Below are 15918 nucleotides of genomic sequence, written 5' to 3' on the forward strand. Positions count from 1 at the left end.
CCTCAGCCGTCGTCGACGGATGCGTCGAGCGGAGGGCTGATGTCGATGGGCTCGGTGGGCAGGTCACCGGCGACCACCGGCGCCAGGAACTCCCGCAGGCGCACCGGCAGAACCGGCTCATCCGACGCCATCAGATCGTCGAGTCCCCACCAACGCGCACCACTGAACGCCTGCGCCTCGAGCGATTCGAGATGGCGGGGCGCCCACTCCCCCCCGTCGCACCACGCCACGTGGATCCGCTCGTCCGAACAGAAGTGGAGCCCACCGAAGTCGAACTCGACGTACTGGGTCCAGATGCACGGACCGATCTCGACGTCGCTGAAGCCGGCCTCCTCATGGAGCTCACGGCGTGCGGCGGAGGCGCTGTCCTCACCACGTGCCATGCCGCCACCGGGGATCTCCCACCACGCTGGCTTGGTCGCGTCCGCCGGGTCGCTCGCGCTGATCAGGAAGACCGCACCGGATCGATCGAGGAGAACCACCCGGGCGGCGGGGCGACGCAGGGTCCAGACCACGGCGTCGACGGTATTGCCCGGGACGGTGGCCTGCACCCGCCGGTCCGAGCGCCGACCGGCGTGGAGGTGGAGCGTGACGTCGGGGACTGGGTACCGATCGTGCCGTGGGACCACGGCCGACGTGACGGACGCCTGAGGCCTCCTACCTGGCCATCCACGAACGGATGACCGCGGCCGAGCGGGCCGAGGTCGTGTCGGCGGCGCTGCCCCGGGTCGCGGCCGCTTCCTGAGCAGGGGCCGGCACGGGCGAGCGGGCTGAGCCGGTTCGGTTTGGCGGCCAGGCGCAGTGCCATAGCGAATTCGTCGTGGGTCGGCTCGGAGCCCGGGGGTGCGGCTGGCGCAGTGTCGTAGCGAATTCGACGTGGCTCGGCTCGGAGCCCGGGGGTGCGGCCAGGCGCAGTGTCATAGCGAATTCGACGGAGGACATCCCGCCATACCCCGGGCCCGGACACGATTCGCTATGACGTTGGCGCGGGTGGAGCACCGGCTCGCGCTGCCTATTCGCTACGACGTTGGCGCGGCGGATGGAGCGCCGGCTCGGGATGCGATTCGCTACGACGTTGGCGCGGCGGATGGAGCGCCGGCTCGCGCTGCCTATTCGCTACGACGTTGGCGCGACGGGCGGGTTCGGACGCGAACGGGCGCCCCTTCGAAGGGGCGCCCGATCGTGTCGTCTCGTTCGTAACCCGCAGCGTCGAGTGCTGCTCACGGACGGCGACTCGTCTTTGTTCCTCTTGGGCCCGCAATGGGCGCTCGGTCGGAAGAAACTGGCGGGTACGGTCCGCGTGCCTCTCGGCGTCTCCGGATCAGGGGCACGGAAGGCAGGTGGTGCATCGCCTTCCTCACCGACAGCTGCGCCCCCTTCCACGAGACAACTCCGCTGGCGCCGGGGAGACCCCCGTCGACCCGACGCCGGCGGAAAATGTGGTGCGCCGTACGGCTCCTGTCCATCACGGAGGTGATGGGTGAAGGTCACCGTTCGACGTCTTCCATTGTCCATGGGTTCACCCGCGCGTCAACCCATTAAGAAAACATTCACAAGCCGACGGGCTCGATGACGACCGGTCCGGACCCTGCGATGTCCACCGGGAGCACGTGGTGGACGACGACTGCCGACTCGGCCACGAGCACGTCGTAGCGACCGGGGTCGACGACCCAGCCGGGTCCGGAGCGCTCGTGGCCACGACCCGCCGGGACGGGTAGCCCCTCGACGAGCGCGGCGAAGTCCCGGTCGCCGGGGTCGTAGTGGGCGAAGGCCCGCGGACCGAGGTCGATCGTGACCTCGCGCGACTCGCCGGCCGCGAGGTCGACCTTCGCGAAGCCCTTCAGTTCGGTGGGCGGACGAGCGAGGCGTGGGGCCGACGGCGCCACGTAGCACTGCACGACGTGGTGACCGCGACGCTTTCCGGTGTTGGTCACCACGACGCGTACCGTGAGCCCCTCACCCGGCTCGACCGACGACGCCGACAGCGTCGCCGACGTCGTGAAGGTCGTGTAGGACAACCCGTGCCCGAATGCGAAGAGCACCGGAAGCGCACGGGCGTCGCTGAAGCGGTGTCCCACGAACATCCGCTCCGCGTAGGCGGTCACCGAGTTCTCACCGGGATAGGCGAGGTGGGCGGGGGTCCACTCGTCACGCAGGGGGAACGTGGTCGGCAGTCGTCCCCCCGGGTCGGAGTCGCCGACGAGAACGTCGACGAGGGCCTCGGCCATCTCCTGGCCACCGAACCAGACGTCGAGCACGGCCGCGACGTCACCGACCCAGTCCATGGCCACCGGCGCGCCGGCGTTGACGACCACGATGCAGCGCCCGTTGACGGCGGCGACACGCCGGATCAGTTCGTTCTGGTCTCCGGGAAGCTGCGTGGTGGTGCGATCACGGCCCTCGGTCTCCCACTCGTCGTTCGTCCCGACCACGACGATCACCGCGTCCGCCCCGGCCGCGGCCGCCTCCGCCGCGGCGATCGGATCGGCCCCGGCCGGACGACCGAGGCCGACCTTCGCGCCGAACACGACCTGGGTGTCGCGGTTCGCGTACTCGACGGTCAGCGCCACGGGGACCCCTTCGACGAGGTCCACGTCGGCCGTCAGCGGTTCACGGGCGAAGCCGAACAGGTCGTCGCCCGCCACGAGGTCGGTGTCCCATCCGTCGCAGACGAGGCGGTCGTCGAGCCACAGCCTCGCGCGTCCCGCCTGCACGAGCGACACGGTGTGGACCCCGGTGTCGACGGGCACGAAACTCGCGCTGGCACGCACGGACCATTCGTCCGCGTCGAGACCTCCGGGGGGATCGGACCAGACGAGACGACCGTTCGCCATCCGCACCGAATCAACCGGTTCACCCGCCGGTTCGTGGCCTGCGAACACGTCGACGTCGAATGCGATGTCGAGTGCCGGCACGAAGCGCTCGTTGTCGCAGCCCCGTGCGTGAACCACCTCGACATCGTCGCCGAGTCTGGCGACGAGCGCGTCGAGCGGCGACGTGCGGTGCAGCGGATTGATGTTCGCCGAGCCGCCGCCCATGATGCGCGCGACGGAAGCGTTGGGTCCCACCACGGCCAGGCGGCGCAGCGCAGCGACGTCGAGCGGGAGAATCCCGTCGTTGACCAACAGGACCGTGGCCTCGGCCGCCGCACGCCGGGCGACGGCTACACGCTCAGGTACCTCTTCCACCCGCTCGGTCGTGTCCAGGGGGCCGGCGAGCGCACCCACCCGCTCGCGCAGCCGCAGGAGCCTGTCGACCGCGGCGTCGACGTCGGCTTCGGCGGCCTCGCCCGCACGCACCGCCGCCGCCAGCCGACCCTCGCCCCAGTGCAGCGCCGGTCCCGGCATCTCGAGGTGCAGGCCGGCCTCGAGCGACGCGGTGAGTGAGCGCACCGCGAACCAGTCCGACACGACGACCCCGTCGAAGCCCCACTCCCCCATGAGGACATCACGGACGAGCCAACGGTTCTCGCAACAGAACGTCCCGTTGAGTCGGTTGTACGACGACATCACACCCCAGGCACCGCCTCTTCGCACCGCCATCTCGAAGGGCAGGAGGTAGACCTCGCGCAACGTGCGCTCGTCGATCACCGAGTCGGTCGTGTTGCGCTCGAACTCCGCGTCGTTCGCGACGAGATGCTTCGGCGTCGTCGCGACACCGCGGGACTGAACTCCACGGATGTAGGCCGCCGCGAGCTCGCCGGTCAGCACCGGATCCTCGCTGAAGCACTCGAAGTTGCGCCCGCCCGTCGGTGTGCGGTGCAGGTTGATCGTCGGCGCGAGGAGCATCCGCGCGCCCTTGGACAGTGCCTCGTCCCCCAGCACCTCCCCGACGCGTTCCACGAGGTCGACGTTCCAGGTGGCACCCAGAGCCGAGCCGCACGGCACGCACAGTGCCGGCAGTCCCGAACCCAACAGACCGTTGCCGCGCGCGCCGTTGGGGCCGTCGGTGCACTTCACGTCGGCCACGCCGAGGCGATCGACGCCGGGCAGGGTCCAGGTGTCGGCCCCGCTCATCATGGCGGTCTTCTCGTCGAGGGTCATCGCCGCGCGCAGCGCTCGGAGATCGGGCATCTCGCGATCATCGCATCCGGATCGCCGGCCCGGGACGGGGAGGTCGCTCAGCCCCCGATGAGAGCGCGCCGCAGGACCTTGCCGGTCTGGTTGCGGGGGATCTCGGTGACCACGACCCAACGGGTGGGGACCTTGTAGCCGGCCAGGACATCGCGGGCGTGGCGGACCAGAGAGGCCTCGTCGAGACGGCCACCGGGATCGGTCGGGACGACGAATGCGACGACGCTCTCGGACTCGTGCTCGTCGGCGACGCCGACGACCGCGACATCGGCCACCGTCGGGTGTGCCGCGAGCACGGCCTCCACCTCGGAGGGATCGACGTTCTCGCCGCCGCGGACGATGCGGTCGGCGAGACGACCGCGCAGGAACAGGTAGCCGTCGTCGTCGATCACGCCGAGATCGCCGGTGTGGAGCCAGCCGTCGGCGCCGGGCGAGAAGAGGTGCCCGGCCCGTGCGAGCAACTCACCCACCCCGGCATGGTCGGGGTCGGCAATGGCCGCGGTGACACCGGCGACGGCACGGCCGACACTTCCGGTGAGGCGGTGGTCACCAGCTGCGATCGCCACGTGGTCGGCGGCGTCCAGGTGGAAGAGCGGGCTGCCCTCCGTCTGGCCGTAGATCTGGTGCACCGCAACCCCGGGAACCGCCTCCACGAGCCGTTCCATGAGCGGCGGCGGCATCGGGGCCCCGCCGTAGACGAACGTCGACGCGGCCGTGTCGGCCCCGAGCCCATCGGCGTCGAGCAGACGGTCGATCATCGTCGGGACGACGACGACGTGGGTCGCCCGTCCCGCCACCCGAGCCGCGTACGCCTCGACGGTGAACCGGTCGACGCCGATCCACGTCGCACCCACCCCCAGGGTGACGAAGGCCATTCCGAGCGCCGTCGTGTGGTGGAACGGCGACGTGGTCGCCAGCACCGAATCGGGGCCGACCCCGAGGATGGACCGGTACAGCTCGGTGCGGGCCACGAGGCGGTCCTGGCGGACCCGGACCGGCCGGGGCGGACCGGTCGTTCCCGAGGTGTGCAGGACCGCCGCGAGCCCGGACCCCGACGGGGAGCCCATCTGGCTCGGCAACCGGGCCGCCCGCGGCCTGCCGGGGATCACACGGGACCCGTCGATCACGTCGGCGGAGGCCGGGTCGGCCACCACCAGTGACGGGTCGACTGCCGCGCACACCGCCGCCAACTCCGTCGCGGTGTGACGCGGGTTGAGCGGAGCGACCGGACGACCGGTGGCGGCGCCCGCCACGACGAGTGCGAGCGCCGTGGCCGACGAGTCGACGACGGCGCCGACCGGCCGACCCGCCGGTGCTCCCAGGTCGTCGAGCCAGCCGGCGAGCGCCGCCGCACGCTCCCGGAGCTCGCCGTAGGTGACGGGGCCGTCTGATCCGAGGACCGCGATGCGGTCGGCTGGGACCGCGGCGACCCGTCCGGACCACGACGTCGGGTTCAACTCCGCCGGCCCGCTCTGATCCGTCGCAGCAGCGCGGCGGTCGACGCGTCGTGATCCGAGAAGTCCGGTTCGCTTTCGGCGGTGAGCTCATCGGCGATCGTGGTGGCGAGGACCTTGCCCAGTTCCACGCCCCACTGGTCGAAGCTGTCGATCTGCCAGATCACCCCCTGGACGAAGACCTTGTGCTCGTAGAGAGCGATGAGCTGACCCAGAACCCCCGGCGTCAGCATCGGCGCGAGGATCACGTTGGTGGGGCGATTGCCTTCGAAGTCGCGGTGCGGCTCCGCCTCGTTGCGCCGACCGAACGCGAGCGCCTCGGCCTGCGCGACCAGGTTGGCGAGCAGCAGGTCGTGGTGCCCCGCCACCTCGTGATTCGGGTGGATGAACCCGATCAGGTCCGCCGGCACGAGCTTCGTGCCCTGGTGGAGGAGCTGATAGAAGGCGTGCTGGCCGTTGGTTCCGGGCTGACCCCACACGATCGGTCCGGTCTGCCAGCCGACACGCTCGCCGGCGAGCGTCGTCGACTTGCCGTTCGACTCCATGTCCAGTTGCTGGAGATAGGCGGTCAGCCGGGCGAGGTGGTGGTCGTAGGGCAGCACGGCATGACTGTCGGCACCCCAGAAGTTGCCGTACCAGACGCCCAACAGGCCGAGCAGCACCGGAAGGTTCTGCGCCAGCGGCGCTGTGCGGAAGTGCTCGTCGACCGAACGGAAGCCCGCCAGCATCTCCGAGAACGCCGGCGGACCGATCGCGATCATCAACGAAAGGCCGATGGCCGAGTCCAGTGAGTACCGTCCCCCGACCCAGTCCCAGAAGCCGAACATGTTCGCGGTGTCGATGCCGAACTCGCGCACCCGCTGCGCGCTGGTCGACACCGCGACGAAATGCCGCGCGACCGCGGCCTCGCCGAGCCGGTCGGTCAGCCATGCACGCGCCGAGCGGGCGTTGGTCAGCGTCTCGACCGTGCCGAACGACTTGGACGACACGATGAACAGCGTCTCGGCCGGATCCAGATCGTGCAGCGCCCACCACACGTCGTTCCCGTCGACGTTGGAGACGAACCGGACGTCGAGGCCACCGTGGCCGAACGAGGCGAGAGCCTGGGCCGCCATCTCAGGGCCCAGATGCGACCCGCCGATGCCGATGTTCACCACCGTGCGGATCCGACGACCGGTCGCGCCCGTCCAGTGCCCGTCACGCACGCCGTTCGCGAAATCGGCCATCGCGTCGAGGACCTCGTGGACCTGTTCGGCCACGTCCACTCCGTCGACCATCCACGGCTCGCCCCGGGGTGCCCGCAGCGCCGTGTGCAGCACGGCCCGGTTCTCGGTCGTGTTGATCGCCTCGCCCGCGAACATCGCCTCGATCCGCTCCGGAACACCCGCTGTGCGCGCCAACTCGACGAGCAGGCCCACCGTCTCCGCGGTCACGAGGTTCTTCGACCAGTCGACGTGCAGGTCACCGACGTCGCTGCTCATGGCCCCGACGCGGTCGGGGTCCGCGTCGAAGAGATCGCGCAGGTGCGTGCCCTTCAGCGTCTTCGCGTGTTCCACGAGCGCGGCCCACTGGCGGGTGCGGTCGATGGGCGTCGTCGGCGGTTCGAACATCGGGTCTCCGAAGTCTGGTGGTCCGGGCCGGTCGTGCACCCCAACGCTAGGAGGTCCCCACCGTGGCGCGTGCCGCCCGGCCCGACTGGTGCGACAGCGGCTGCGTCGACGACATGAGGCACCATGGAGACAACCCCGCGGAGAGGACGACAATGGAACTCGGAATGGTCGGGTTGGGTCGGATGGGCGCCAACATCGTGCACCGGCTCACCCGGAACGGACACACATGCGTGGTCCATGACGTGAACCCCGAGGCCGTGGCGGCCCTCGCCGACGTGCCCGGCGTCACGGCCACATCGTCGCTCGAGGAGTTCGCCGCCGCCCTCACGCCACCGCGTAGCGCCTGGATCATGGTTCCGGCAGCGGCCACCGCACAGGTCGTGGACGACGTCGCGGCGCACCTCGACGCCGGTGACGTCGTGATCGACGGCGGGAACTCGTTCTACCGCGACGCCATGGACCACGGCGTCCGCCTCGCCGAACGGGGCATCGACTTCTGCGACATCGGGACGAGCGGGGGCGTGTTCGGTCTCGAGCGTGGCTACTGCCTGATGATCGGTGGCGAGACAGCCGTCGTGGAACGGCTCGAACCGATCTTCGACGCGCTCGCCCCGGGGGTCGAGGCCGCGCCCCGCACCCCGGGCCGCGCGGGCGACCCCTCCCCCGCGGAACGGGGCTGGCTGCACTGCGGCCCGGTCGGCGCGGGCCATCTCGTGAAGATGGTCCACAACGGCATCGAGTACGGGATGATGGCCGCCTACGCCGAGGGGCTGGCGATCCTCGAGCGAGCTGACCTCGGCAGCGCCGGGCGAACTGCCGACGCGGAGACCGCCCCCCTGGCCGACGCCGGGTACTACCGCTTCGACATCGACATACCGCAGGTGGCGGAGGTGTGGCGACGCGGCGCCGTGATCGGCTCGTGGCTGCTCGACCTCACCGCGGCGGCGCTCGTGGACGACCCGGCACTCGACGGCTTCGAGGGTCGTGTCTCGGACTCGGGCGAGGGCCGCTGGACAGCCCAGACCGCCATCGACCTCGGCGTGCCGGCCCACGTGATCACCGCGGCGCTCTACTCCCGTTTCGCCTCACGCGGCAACGACGTGTACGGCGCCAAGGTTCTCTCGGCGATGCGCAACGCATTCGGCGGCCACCTCGAGAAGTCCGCCGACGAGGGCGACCGATGACGCCGACCCCGTCCGACGGCGCCGACGCCGATGCGCTGGTTCTCTTCGGCATCACCGGCGACCTCGCCCGCAAGAAGTTGTTCACCGCCCTCTACTCGTTGACGCGCCGTGGGCGCCTCGACATGCCCGTGATCGGCGTCGCGTCCTCGGACTGGTCCGTCGACCAGCTCCACGACCGGGCGCGGACCTCGCTGGTCGAGCAGGGCGTCACGATCGACGACGACGTGTTCGACCGTCTCGCGGCGAACCTCCACTACGTCTCGGGCGACTACCGGGAGGAGGCGACCTACAGCCGCCTCGCGGAGCTGACCGACGGCGCCGCCTGCCCGGTGTGTTACCTCGCGATTCCGCCGTCGCTGTTCGACGACGTCGTGGAGGGGCTGGCATCTGTGGACGCCAACCGGGGCCGGGTCGTCGTGGAGAAACCCTTCGGGCGCGACCTCGCGTCTGCCCGGGAACTCAACGACGTGATCGCCCGCCACTACCCGGAGTCCGACATCTTCCGGATCGACCACTTCCTCGGAAAGGAGGAGATGCAGAACCTGATGGTGTTCCGGTTCGCGAACTCGATCCTCGAGCCGGTGTGGAACCGCCACTACGTCGACCACGTGCAGATCACGATGGCCGAGGACTTCGGCATCGGCTCGCGTGGCCGGTTCTACGAGGGTGTCGGCGCACTGCGCGACGTCCTGCAGAACCATCTGTTGCAGATGGTCGCGCTCCTCGGGATGGAACCGCCCGTGTCCGAATCCCCCGAGGCCCTCCGCGACGAACGCGTCAAGGTCCTCCAGGCCGTCCGGGCGCTCGAAGAGGAGACCATCGTGCGCGGACAGTACGACGGCTACCGCGGCGAGGACCACGTCGACCCCTACTCCGACACCGAGACGTTCGTCGCGGCGCGCCTCGAGATCGACTCGTGGCGCTGGGCGGGGGTCCCCTGGTACATCCGCACGGGCAAGGCGCTACCGGTGACGGTCACCGAGGCCACCGTCGTGTTCCAGGCACCACCCCGTCCGCTCTTCGCCGATGCGATGTGCCAACCGGAACCGAACCGACTGCGCTTCCGGATGAAGCCGGACGGCTCCATCTCGCTGTCGATGCAGTCCAAGAAGCCCGGCGACGCTCTCGTCAGCCACACCGTCGACCTCGACGTCGACCCCGGTGAGTCCGCGGCCGGAACCCCCGCCTACGAACGCCTCCTCGACGACGCGCTGACCGGCGATCCGCGCCATTTCGCCCGCCAGGACGGTGTGGAGGAGGCCTGGCGCATCGTGGACCGCGTCCTCGACCACGCCCGCCCGGTCGAGCCGTACGAGCAGGGCTCGTGGGGGCCCACCGGGGCGGACAGCCTCACCGCGGGGAGAGCGTGGATCCCATGCCATTGACCGGACGAACCGAGTCGGTCGTCGCCGTCGACCTCGGTGGGACGAACATGCGCTGTGCGATCGTCGACGCCGACGGCGACCTGCACGCGCGTATCCAACGGCCGACCCCGCACGACGAGCCCTGCACGGTCGCCCTCGTCGACCTCGTCGGCCGGGTACGCGACAGCGTCGACGATCCACCCGGGATCATCGTGATGGGTGTCCCCGGACGCGTGGACTACGAGACCCGCTCACTCGTCTCGGGGCCGAACCTCCCCGCCGGCTGGGTCGACGAACTCGCGGCGGCGCCACTCGCCGACCAACTCGGCGCCGAGGTCCACCTGGCCAACGACGCGGACCTGGCAGCGGTGGGCGAGGTGGCCTTCGGCGCCGCACAGGGGCACCGCAACGTCGCCTACGTCACGATCTCGACCGGAGTCGGCGGTGGTGTCGTCCTCGACGGGAAGCTCGCCCGCAGCCGGTGGTCCCTGGCGGAGGTCGGTCACACGGTCGTGAGCCTCGAACGCTGGCGCGCTGGCCTGGACCCGACGGTGGAGGGGATCGGAGCGGGCCCGGCCATCGCGCTCGCGGCGGCCGAGGCCGGACTGCCCGGGGACGCGAAACGGATCTCGGAGATGGTCCGGGCCGGTGACCCCGCCGCCACCGCGGTGTGGGATGACGCCCTGCGCGCATCGGGGGCCGGGATCGTGAACGTGGTTCACCTGTTCGGCCCCGACGTCGTCGTCGTCGGAGGTGGAGTCGGCCTCAACGACGACATCGTGCTCGACCGGCTCGGCCGGATCCTCGACGAGATCGGCCCGGCCGAGATCATCGGCCGGGTGGCCCTCGTGCGGGCCGCCCTCGGCGACGACGCCGCTCTCAGTGGTGGAGCCGCCTGGCGGGCGGCCTTCGGATGACCGGAGCCGACCACCCGCCGGACAGCGACAGGACCTTCGGCCGGGTGCTCGTCGGCGACGACCCTGCGGTGACGGCTGCCGCGCTCGTGGCCGAACGCGGGCGCACGGCCCTCGCCGAACGCGGCCGGTTCGTCCTCGCGCTCAGCGGTGGGTCGACTCCTCGCCCCCTCTTCGAGGCCCTCGCCTCGCAACGACTCGACTGGGACCGGGTCCACCTCGTCCAGGTCGACGAGCGCGTCGTCGGTCGCGACTCACCCGAGCGCAACCTCGTGGACATCGAACGTCTGCTCCGCGCGCCGCTCGCCGACGCCGGTACCGCGCCGACCCTCCACCCGATGCCGGTCGACGGCGACGCGGATGCCGGTGCCCTGCGATACGCCGACGAACTCGCCGCCGTCGCCGGCGAACCACCTGTCATCGATGTCGTCCACCTCGGACTCGGCGCCGACGGGCACACGGCCTCGCTGGTGCCCGGGGACGCGGGACTGCTCGTCGTCGACCGCGACGTCACGGTCACGGCCCCGTACCAGGGAAGACCCCGGATGACCCTCACCTTCCCTGCGATCGCGCGGTCCCGCCTCGTCGTGTGGTTCGTGACGGGCGCCGGGAAGGCACCGGTGACGCGCCGCCTCGTCGACGGCGACACCTCGATCCCGGCGGCGAGGATCGCGACCCCCGAACAGATCCTGGTGTGTGACCGAGCCGCCGGCGCCGACCTCGTCGACCGCTGATCAGCCGACCGGGTCCATCTCCCCCACCGCAACCTCCACCTCGAGGTGGTTCGCGCCCGGAGCGAGCGGACACGACCACCGTGGATCCCACGCGCACGACGGGTGGTAGGCGAAGTTGAAGTCCAGCCACAACAGATCGGCCCCGTCGGGAGCGACCCCGGCCCCGCCCAGGTCGGCGCCCTTGGCGGTGTCGAGCAGGTATCGGCCGCCGCCATAGGTCTGCACGCCACACGTGGCGTCTCGGAAGGGGACGAAGAGCCCACCGGAGTACTCCTCGATCCACCACACGCCGAGGCGCATCTCGACACCGGCCCGCTCGAACACCGCGTCACCCACGCGGCTGTAGGGCGTCGTCCCCGCGCCGCTGTGACTCAACGGGGTCACGCCGTCCCCGTCGACCGCCGCACCGGTCGTCGTGTCCAGCTTCGCGACGAGACACCACGTCGGGTCGTACGCGAAGAACGGCGCACCGTCGAAGCCGGGCCGGTTCGCGGGGACGACGGGGGACATCGGATGGTCGGCGAAGAGCCGGTCGCGATCGGCCCGCCACGCCGACCACGACCCCTGCGAGCATCCGGCGGCCCTCACCTCCGAATAGATCTCCGCCACGCGACTCCGATACGAGGTGAGGGAGATGGCGTCACGCACCGCGCCCACCGTAGGCGCGGCTCCTCACGGTGTGGGCCGCGAGTGCGTACTCTCGCGGTGGCGACACCGACCGCCACGGGGGATCCACGGTGACCGAGCGCGAGGACGACACCGAACCGGACGACGGGACTGAACCGGCGGCGCCGACGGGACGACTACGACCCGGGTCCGAGATCCCCGCGTGGCTCGACCGGGCCGCCGGCTGGTCGTGGCGCATCCTGTTGATCGCGGCACTCGCAGGTCTCGCGGGATGGCTCTTCCTACGGATGCGGATCGTCGTGCTTCCCGTCTTCGTCGCCCTGCTCGGCACCGCTGTCCTCTACCCACCCGTCGCGTGGCTGAAGCGACGGGGAATCCCCGCCGCCATCGCGGCGCTGCTCGTGTCGCTTCTCGCGGTGCTGGCCACAGCGGGCGCGGTCTCCGTCGTGTCGGTGGCACTCGTCGACGAACTCGGCGACAACGAGCAGTGGAACGAGGTGCTCGACGACGTCCGGGACTGGCTGCAGACCGGCCCCCTGGACCTCGACGAGACCCAGGTCGACGACCTCGAGAACCGGGTCCGTGACGGCCTCTCCGACGGCCTGATCGGTAACGGCGTCGACCGTGTCCGCCTGGTGGCCGAACTCGCCACCGGCGTCTTTCTCGCAGGCATCCTGACGTTCTTCTTCCTCAAGGACGGCGACCGCATCTGGACCTGGCTCGTCAGCCGGATCGCGCCGAACAGGGCGCCACACGTCGACCGGGCCGGACAGGCGGCGTTCACATCCCTGAGCCGCTACATGACCGCCGTGGCGATCACCGGCGTGATCGACGCGGTCGCCATCTCGCTGGGGCTCGTGCTGATCGGCGTCCCGCTCGTGGTCCCCCTCGCGATCATCACGTTCTTCGGCGCGTTCTTCCCGATCGTCGGAGCGACGACGGCCGGTGCGATCGCGACGATCGTCGCGCTGGTGGCCAACGGTCCGGTCGACGCGGTCCTCGTCGCAGGTGTCGCACTCGCCGTCCAGCAACTCGAAGGCGACGTGCTCATGCCGATTCTCATGCGTAGGGCCGTGGAGCTGCATCCGGTGGCGGTGCTGGTCGCGCTCGGCGCCGGTGGAGCCCTCGCCGGCCTGCTCGGCGCATTCGTCGCCGTACCGCTCGCGGCGATGGGACTAGCGGCGATGTCGACGTGGCCCCGACCCGAGGCGCTTCAGACCGGCGGAGCGCAACCCCGCGAGCTGCACTTCGACGAGATCGACGAGACCGGGACCGGGACCGCAGGCGACGACGACTGACGAGCGGCGCCGAGAACCGATCAGGAACCGGAGACGAGGATCCTCTCCGACGCGAAGGAGCCGACCCCGACCGTGCTGCCGTCGATCTCCACGGTGGTCGTCCCGTCGGGCGACATCGCGGTCACTACACCGATCCGCCCCGGGACGACCGCCGAGTCCTCGAGGAAGTCCAGCAGTCCCGGGCGGAACTCGAGCTCCTCGGGGATCCGCTCGACGGTGAAGCGCGCCCCCACCCTCAGGCTCGACAGCTCGACGAGTTCGGGCGGCCGCTCATAGGACGAACCGGGAATCGGGTTGCCGTGCGGACAGGTCGTCGGATCGTCGAGCACCCGGATCATCGCCGACTCGACCACAGGGGAGATGACGTGTTCCCACTTCCCGGCCTCATGGTGGGCCTCGGTCCAGCTCAACCCGAGCACGTCGGTCAGGAAGCGCTCGGCGATCCGGTGACGACGAACCACCTGGCGGGCCAGCACCTCGCCATCCGCACTGAGCGCGATCGAGCCACCGTCGAGGACCACCAGCCCGTCCTTCTCGAGTTTGCGCACCATCTCCGACACGGCCGGCCGGGACACCTCCAGTCGTTCCGCGATCCGCGCCTGGATGACATCCACGCCGTCTTCGGCCAACTCGAAGATCGTCTCGCAGTACTCCTCGAAGGCGGGGTGGTACTCGGGCGCCTCGTACATGGGCCCATTGTAGGAGTGTCGGCGGCGTCGACGCCGTGGCGTACGGGATGGGACCGGTACCGTGTTGCGACGATGAGCGCCGACGAGACGACCGCCGACTTCACCCCCCGCGGGGTACCCGACAAACCCGGGATCGAAGGACTCGAGGACCGATGGAGTGACGCCTGGGAACGCGCCGGCGTCTACGCCTTCGACCGGACCCGGACCCGCGACGAGATCTACTCGATCGACACGCCGCCGCCGACCGTCTCGGGGTCCCTGCACGTCGGACACTGCTTCTCCTACACCCACACCGACGTCATCGCCCGGTTCCAACGGATGCGCGGACGCGAGGTCTTCTACCCGATGGGCTGGGACGACAACGGCCTGCCCACCGAGCGGCGCGTGCAGAACTACTACGGCGTGCGCTGCGACCCGACCCTCCCCCACGATCCCGACTTCGTCCCGCCCGAAGACCCGGACCCGAAGAACCAGGTCGCAATCAGCAGGCCGAACTTCATCGCCCTGTGCAACGAGTTGACCACCGAGGACGAGAAGGTCTTCGAACAGCTGTGGCGCCACCTCGGGCTGTCGGTCGACTGGTCACTCACGTACGCGACGATCGACGACCGGTGTCGGGAGATATCCCAGCGGGCCTTCCTGGGGAACCTCGCGCGCGGGGAGGCCTACCAGGCCGAGGCGCCCTCGTTGTGGGACATCACCTTCCGCACCGCCGTCGCCCAGGCGGAGCTGGAGGACCGCGAACGCCCGGGCGCGTACCACCGCATCTCGTTCCTGCGACCCGACGGGGAACCCGTGTGGATCGAGACCACCCGCCCCGAACTGCTCGCCGCCTGCGTCGCCCTCGTCGCCCATCCCGACGACGAGCGGTATGCGCCGCTGTTCGGTACCACGGTGCGCACACCCGTCTTCGACGTCGAGGTCCCGGACGTCGCCCACGAGCTCGCCGACCCCGAGAAGGGCTCGGGTATCGCGATGATCTGCACGTTCGGCGACACCACCGACGTGACCTGGTGGCGCGAGCTGGACCTCGACGTGCGTCCGATCGTCGGACGGGACGGGCGCATTCTGGCCGACCCGCCCCAGGGGCTCACCGAAGGGCCCGCCCGCGAGGCCTACGGACACATCGCCACCAAGACGCTGTTCTCGGCCCGTGAGCGCACCGTGGAGCTGCTCGCGGAGGCCGAACGGCTCGACGGGGAGCCCCGCCCCATCACCCATGCCGTGAAGTTCTACGAGAAGGGCGACCGCCCCCTCGAGATCGTGACCACCCGGCAGTGGTACATCCGCAATGGCGGACGTGACGCCGAGCTCCGTGGCGAACTGCTCGAGCGGGGCCGCTCCCTCGAGTGGGTCCCCCCGTACATGCAGGCGCGCTACGAGTCATGGGTCGAGGGCCTCAACGGCGACTGGCTCGTCAGCCGCCAACGCTTCTTCGGCGTCCCCATCCCCATCTGGTACCCGCTCGACGCCGACGGGGAGCCGGTCTACGACTCCCCGATAATCCCCGCCGACGACACCCTCCCCGTCGACCCCGCCGCAGAGGTGCCACCGGGCTACCAGCCTTCCCAGCGCGGCGAACCGGGTGGTTTCGTGGCCGACCCCGACGTCATGGACACCTGGGCGACGTCATCTCTGACGCCCCAGATCGCGTGCGGGTGGTCCGTCGACGACGACCTGTTCGCCCGGACGTTCCCCATGGACCTGCGGCCGCAGGCCCACGAGATCATCCGGACGTGGCTGTTCTCGACCACGGTGCGCGCCCACCTCGAACACCAGAGCCTCCCGTGGGCCAACGCCGCCATCTCGGGATGGGTGCTCGACCCGGACCGCAAGAAGATGTCGAAGTCGAAGGGCAACGTCGTCACCCCGATGGGACTGCTCGAACAGTACGGCTCCGACGCGGTGCGGTACTGGGCGGCCAGTGGCCGACCGGGAACCGACACCGCCTTCGACGAGGGCCAGATGAAG

At 70.4% G+C, this 15918-nt stretch carries 12 protein-coding genes; 6 read left to right on the plus strand and 6 right to left on the minus strand.

Annotated features, from left to right (window positions below):
• Nucleotides 1-2: 2 nt before the first annotated feature.
• The 4 genes from RIE08_06290 to pgi form a co-directional block, all read right to left on the minus strand.
• Complete coding sequence (locus RIE08_06290) at nt 3-551, minus strand: NUDIX domain-containing protein (GenBank protein MEQ8717202.1); 549 nt, start codon at nt 549-551, stop codon at nt 3-5.
• A 999-nt stretch (nt 552-1550) separates the two neighbouring features.
• Nucleotides 1551-4073 (minus strand): glycoside hydrolase family 3 C-terminal domain-containing protein, encoded by a 2523-nt coding sequence (locus RIE08_06295; protein MEQ8717203.1) that lies wholly within the window; start codon nt 4071-4073, stop codon nt 1551-1553.
• Between the two features lie 47 nt (nt 4074-4120).
• Complete coding sequence (locus RIE08_06300) at nt 4121-5530, minus strand: class I adenylate-forming enzyme family protein (GenBank protein ID MEQ8717204.1); 1410 nt, start codon at nt 5528-5530, stop codon at nt 4121-4123.
• Nucleotides 5527-7137 (minus strand): glucose-6-phosphate isomerase, encoded by a 1611-nt coding sequence (pgi, locus tag RIE08_06305; protein ID MEQ8717205.1) that lies wholly within the window; start codon nt 7135-7137, stop codon nt 5527-5529. Before pgi ends, RIE08_06300 begins: the two co-directional genes overlap by 4 nt.
• 152 nt (nt 7138-7289) lie before the next feature.
• On the opposite strand from pgi, the gene gnd reads away from it, so the two are divergent.
• The 4 genes from gnd to pgl are packed head-to-tail and all read left to right on the plus strand — an operon-like array spanning nt 7290 to nt 11333.
• Nucleotides 7290-8321, plus strand: coding sequence for a decarboxylating 6-phosphogluconate dehydrogenase (gene gnd, locus RIE08_06310; GenBank protein ID MEQ8717206.1), 1032 nt, complete (start codon nt 7290-7292; stop codon nt 8319-8321).
• Nucleotides 8318-9706: a glucose-6-phosphate dehydrogenase gene (gene zwf / locus RIE08_06315; protein MEQ8717207.1), complete on the plus strand. Its 1389-nt coding sequence runs from the start codon at nt 8318-8320 to the stop codon at nt 9704-9706. Before gnd ends, zwf begins: the two co-directional genes overlap by 4 nt.
• Nucleotides 9697-10602: an ROK family protein gene (locus tag RIE08_06320; GenBank protein ID MEQ8717208.1), complete on the plus strand. Its 906-nt coding sequence runs from the start codon at nt 9697-9699 to the stop codon at nt 10600-10602. Before zwf ends, RIE08_06320 begins: the two co-directional genes overlap by 10 nt.
• Entirely contained in the window at nt 10599-11333 is a 735-nt protein-coding gene (pgl, locus tag RIE08_06325; GenBank protein ID MEQ8717209.1) for a 6-phosphogluconolactonase, read from the plus strand. Before RIE08_06320 ends, pgl begins: the two co-directional genes overlap by 4 nt.
• Here pgl and RIE08_06330 read toward each other — a convergent pair whose 3' ends face one another.
• Nucleotides 11334-11981, minus strand: a complete 648-nt coding sequence (locus RIE08_06330) for a DUF1684 domain-containing protein (protein MEQ8717210.1) — start codon at nt 11979-11981, stop codon at nt 11334-11336.
• A gap of 89 nt (nt 11982-12070) precedes the next feature.
• Here RIE08_06330 and RIE08_06335 point away from each other — a divergent pair, with 89 nt between their 5' ends.
• Nucleotides 12071-13258, plus strand: coding sequence for an AI-2E family transporter (locus RIE08_06335; protein MEQ8717211.1), 1188 nt, complete (start codon nt 12071-12073; stop codon nt 13256-13258).
• A gap of 20 nt (nt 13259-13278) precedes the next feature.
• Here the strand turns inward: RIE08_06335 and RIE08_06340 are convergent, their stop codons facing one another.
• Nucleotides 13279-13947, minus strand: coding sequence for a metal-dependent transcriptional regulator (locus RIE08_06340; GenBank protein ID MEQ8717212.1), 669 nt, complete (start codon nt 13945-13947; stop codon nt 13279-13281).
• 72 nt (nt 13948-14019) lie between these two features.
• Between RIE08_06340 and valS the strand changes: the two genes are divergently transcribed.
• On the plus strand, nt 14020-15918 hold a 1899-nt coding region (gene valS / locus RIE08_06345; protein MEQ8717213.1), incomplete at its 3' end, for a valine--tRNA ligase.

The sequence above is a fragment of the Acidimicrobiales bacterium genome (genome assembly GCA_040219085.1).
Taxonomy (GTDB): domain Bacteria; phylum Actinomycetota; class Acidimicrobiia; order Acidimicrobiales; family JAVJTC01; genus JAVJTC01.

Excerpts from the sequence above, each read along its gene's own strand:
- RIE08_06295 (MEQ8717203.1), bottom strand. The coding sequence starts at position 4,073 with ATGCCCGATCTCCGAGCGCTGCGCGCGGCGATGACCCTCGACGAGAAG.
- pgi (MEQ8717205.1), bottom strand. The coding sequence starts at position 7,137 with ATGTTCGAACCGCCGACGACGCCCATCGACCGCACCCGCCAGTGGGCC.
- gnd (MEQ8717206.1), top strand. The coding sequence starts at position 7,290 with ATGGAACTCGGAATGGTCGGGTTGGGTCGGATGGGCGCCAACATCGTG.
- zwf (MEQ8717207.1), top strand. The coding sequence starts at position 8,318 with ATGACGCCGACCCCGTCCGACGGCGCCGACGCCGATGCGCTGGTTCTC.
- RIE08_06320 (MEQ8717208.1), top strand. The coding sequence starts at position 9,697 with ATGCCATTGACCGGACGAACCGAGTCGGTCGTCGCCGTCGACCTCGGT.
- pgl (MEQ8717209.1), top strand. The coding sequence starts at position 10,599 with ATGACCGGAGCCGACCACCCGCCGGACAGCGACAGGACCTTCGGCCGG.
- RIE08_06340 (MEQ8717212.1), bottom strand. The coding sequence starts at position 13,947 with ATGTACGAGGCGCCCGAGTACCACCCCGCCTTCGAGGAGTACTGCGAG.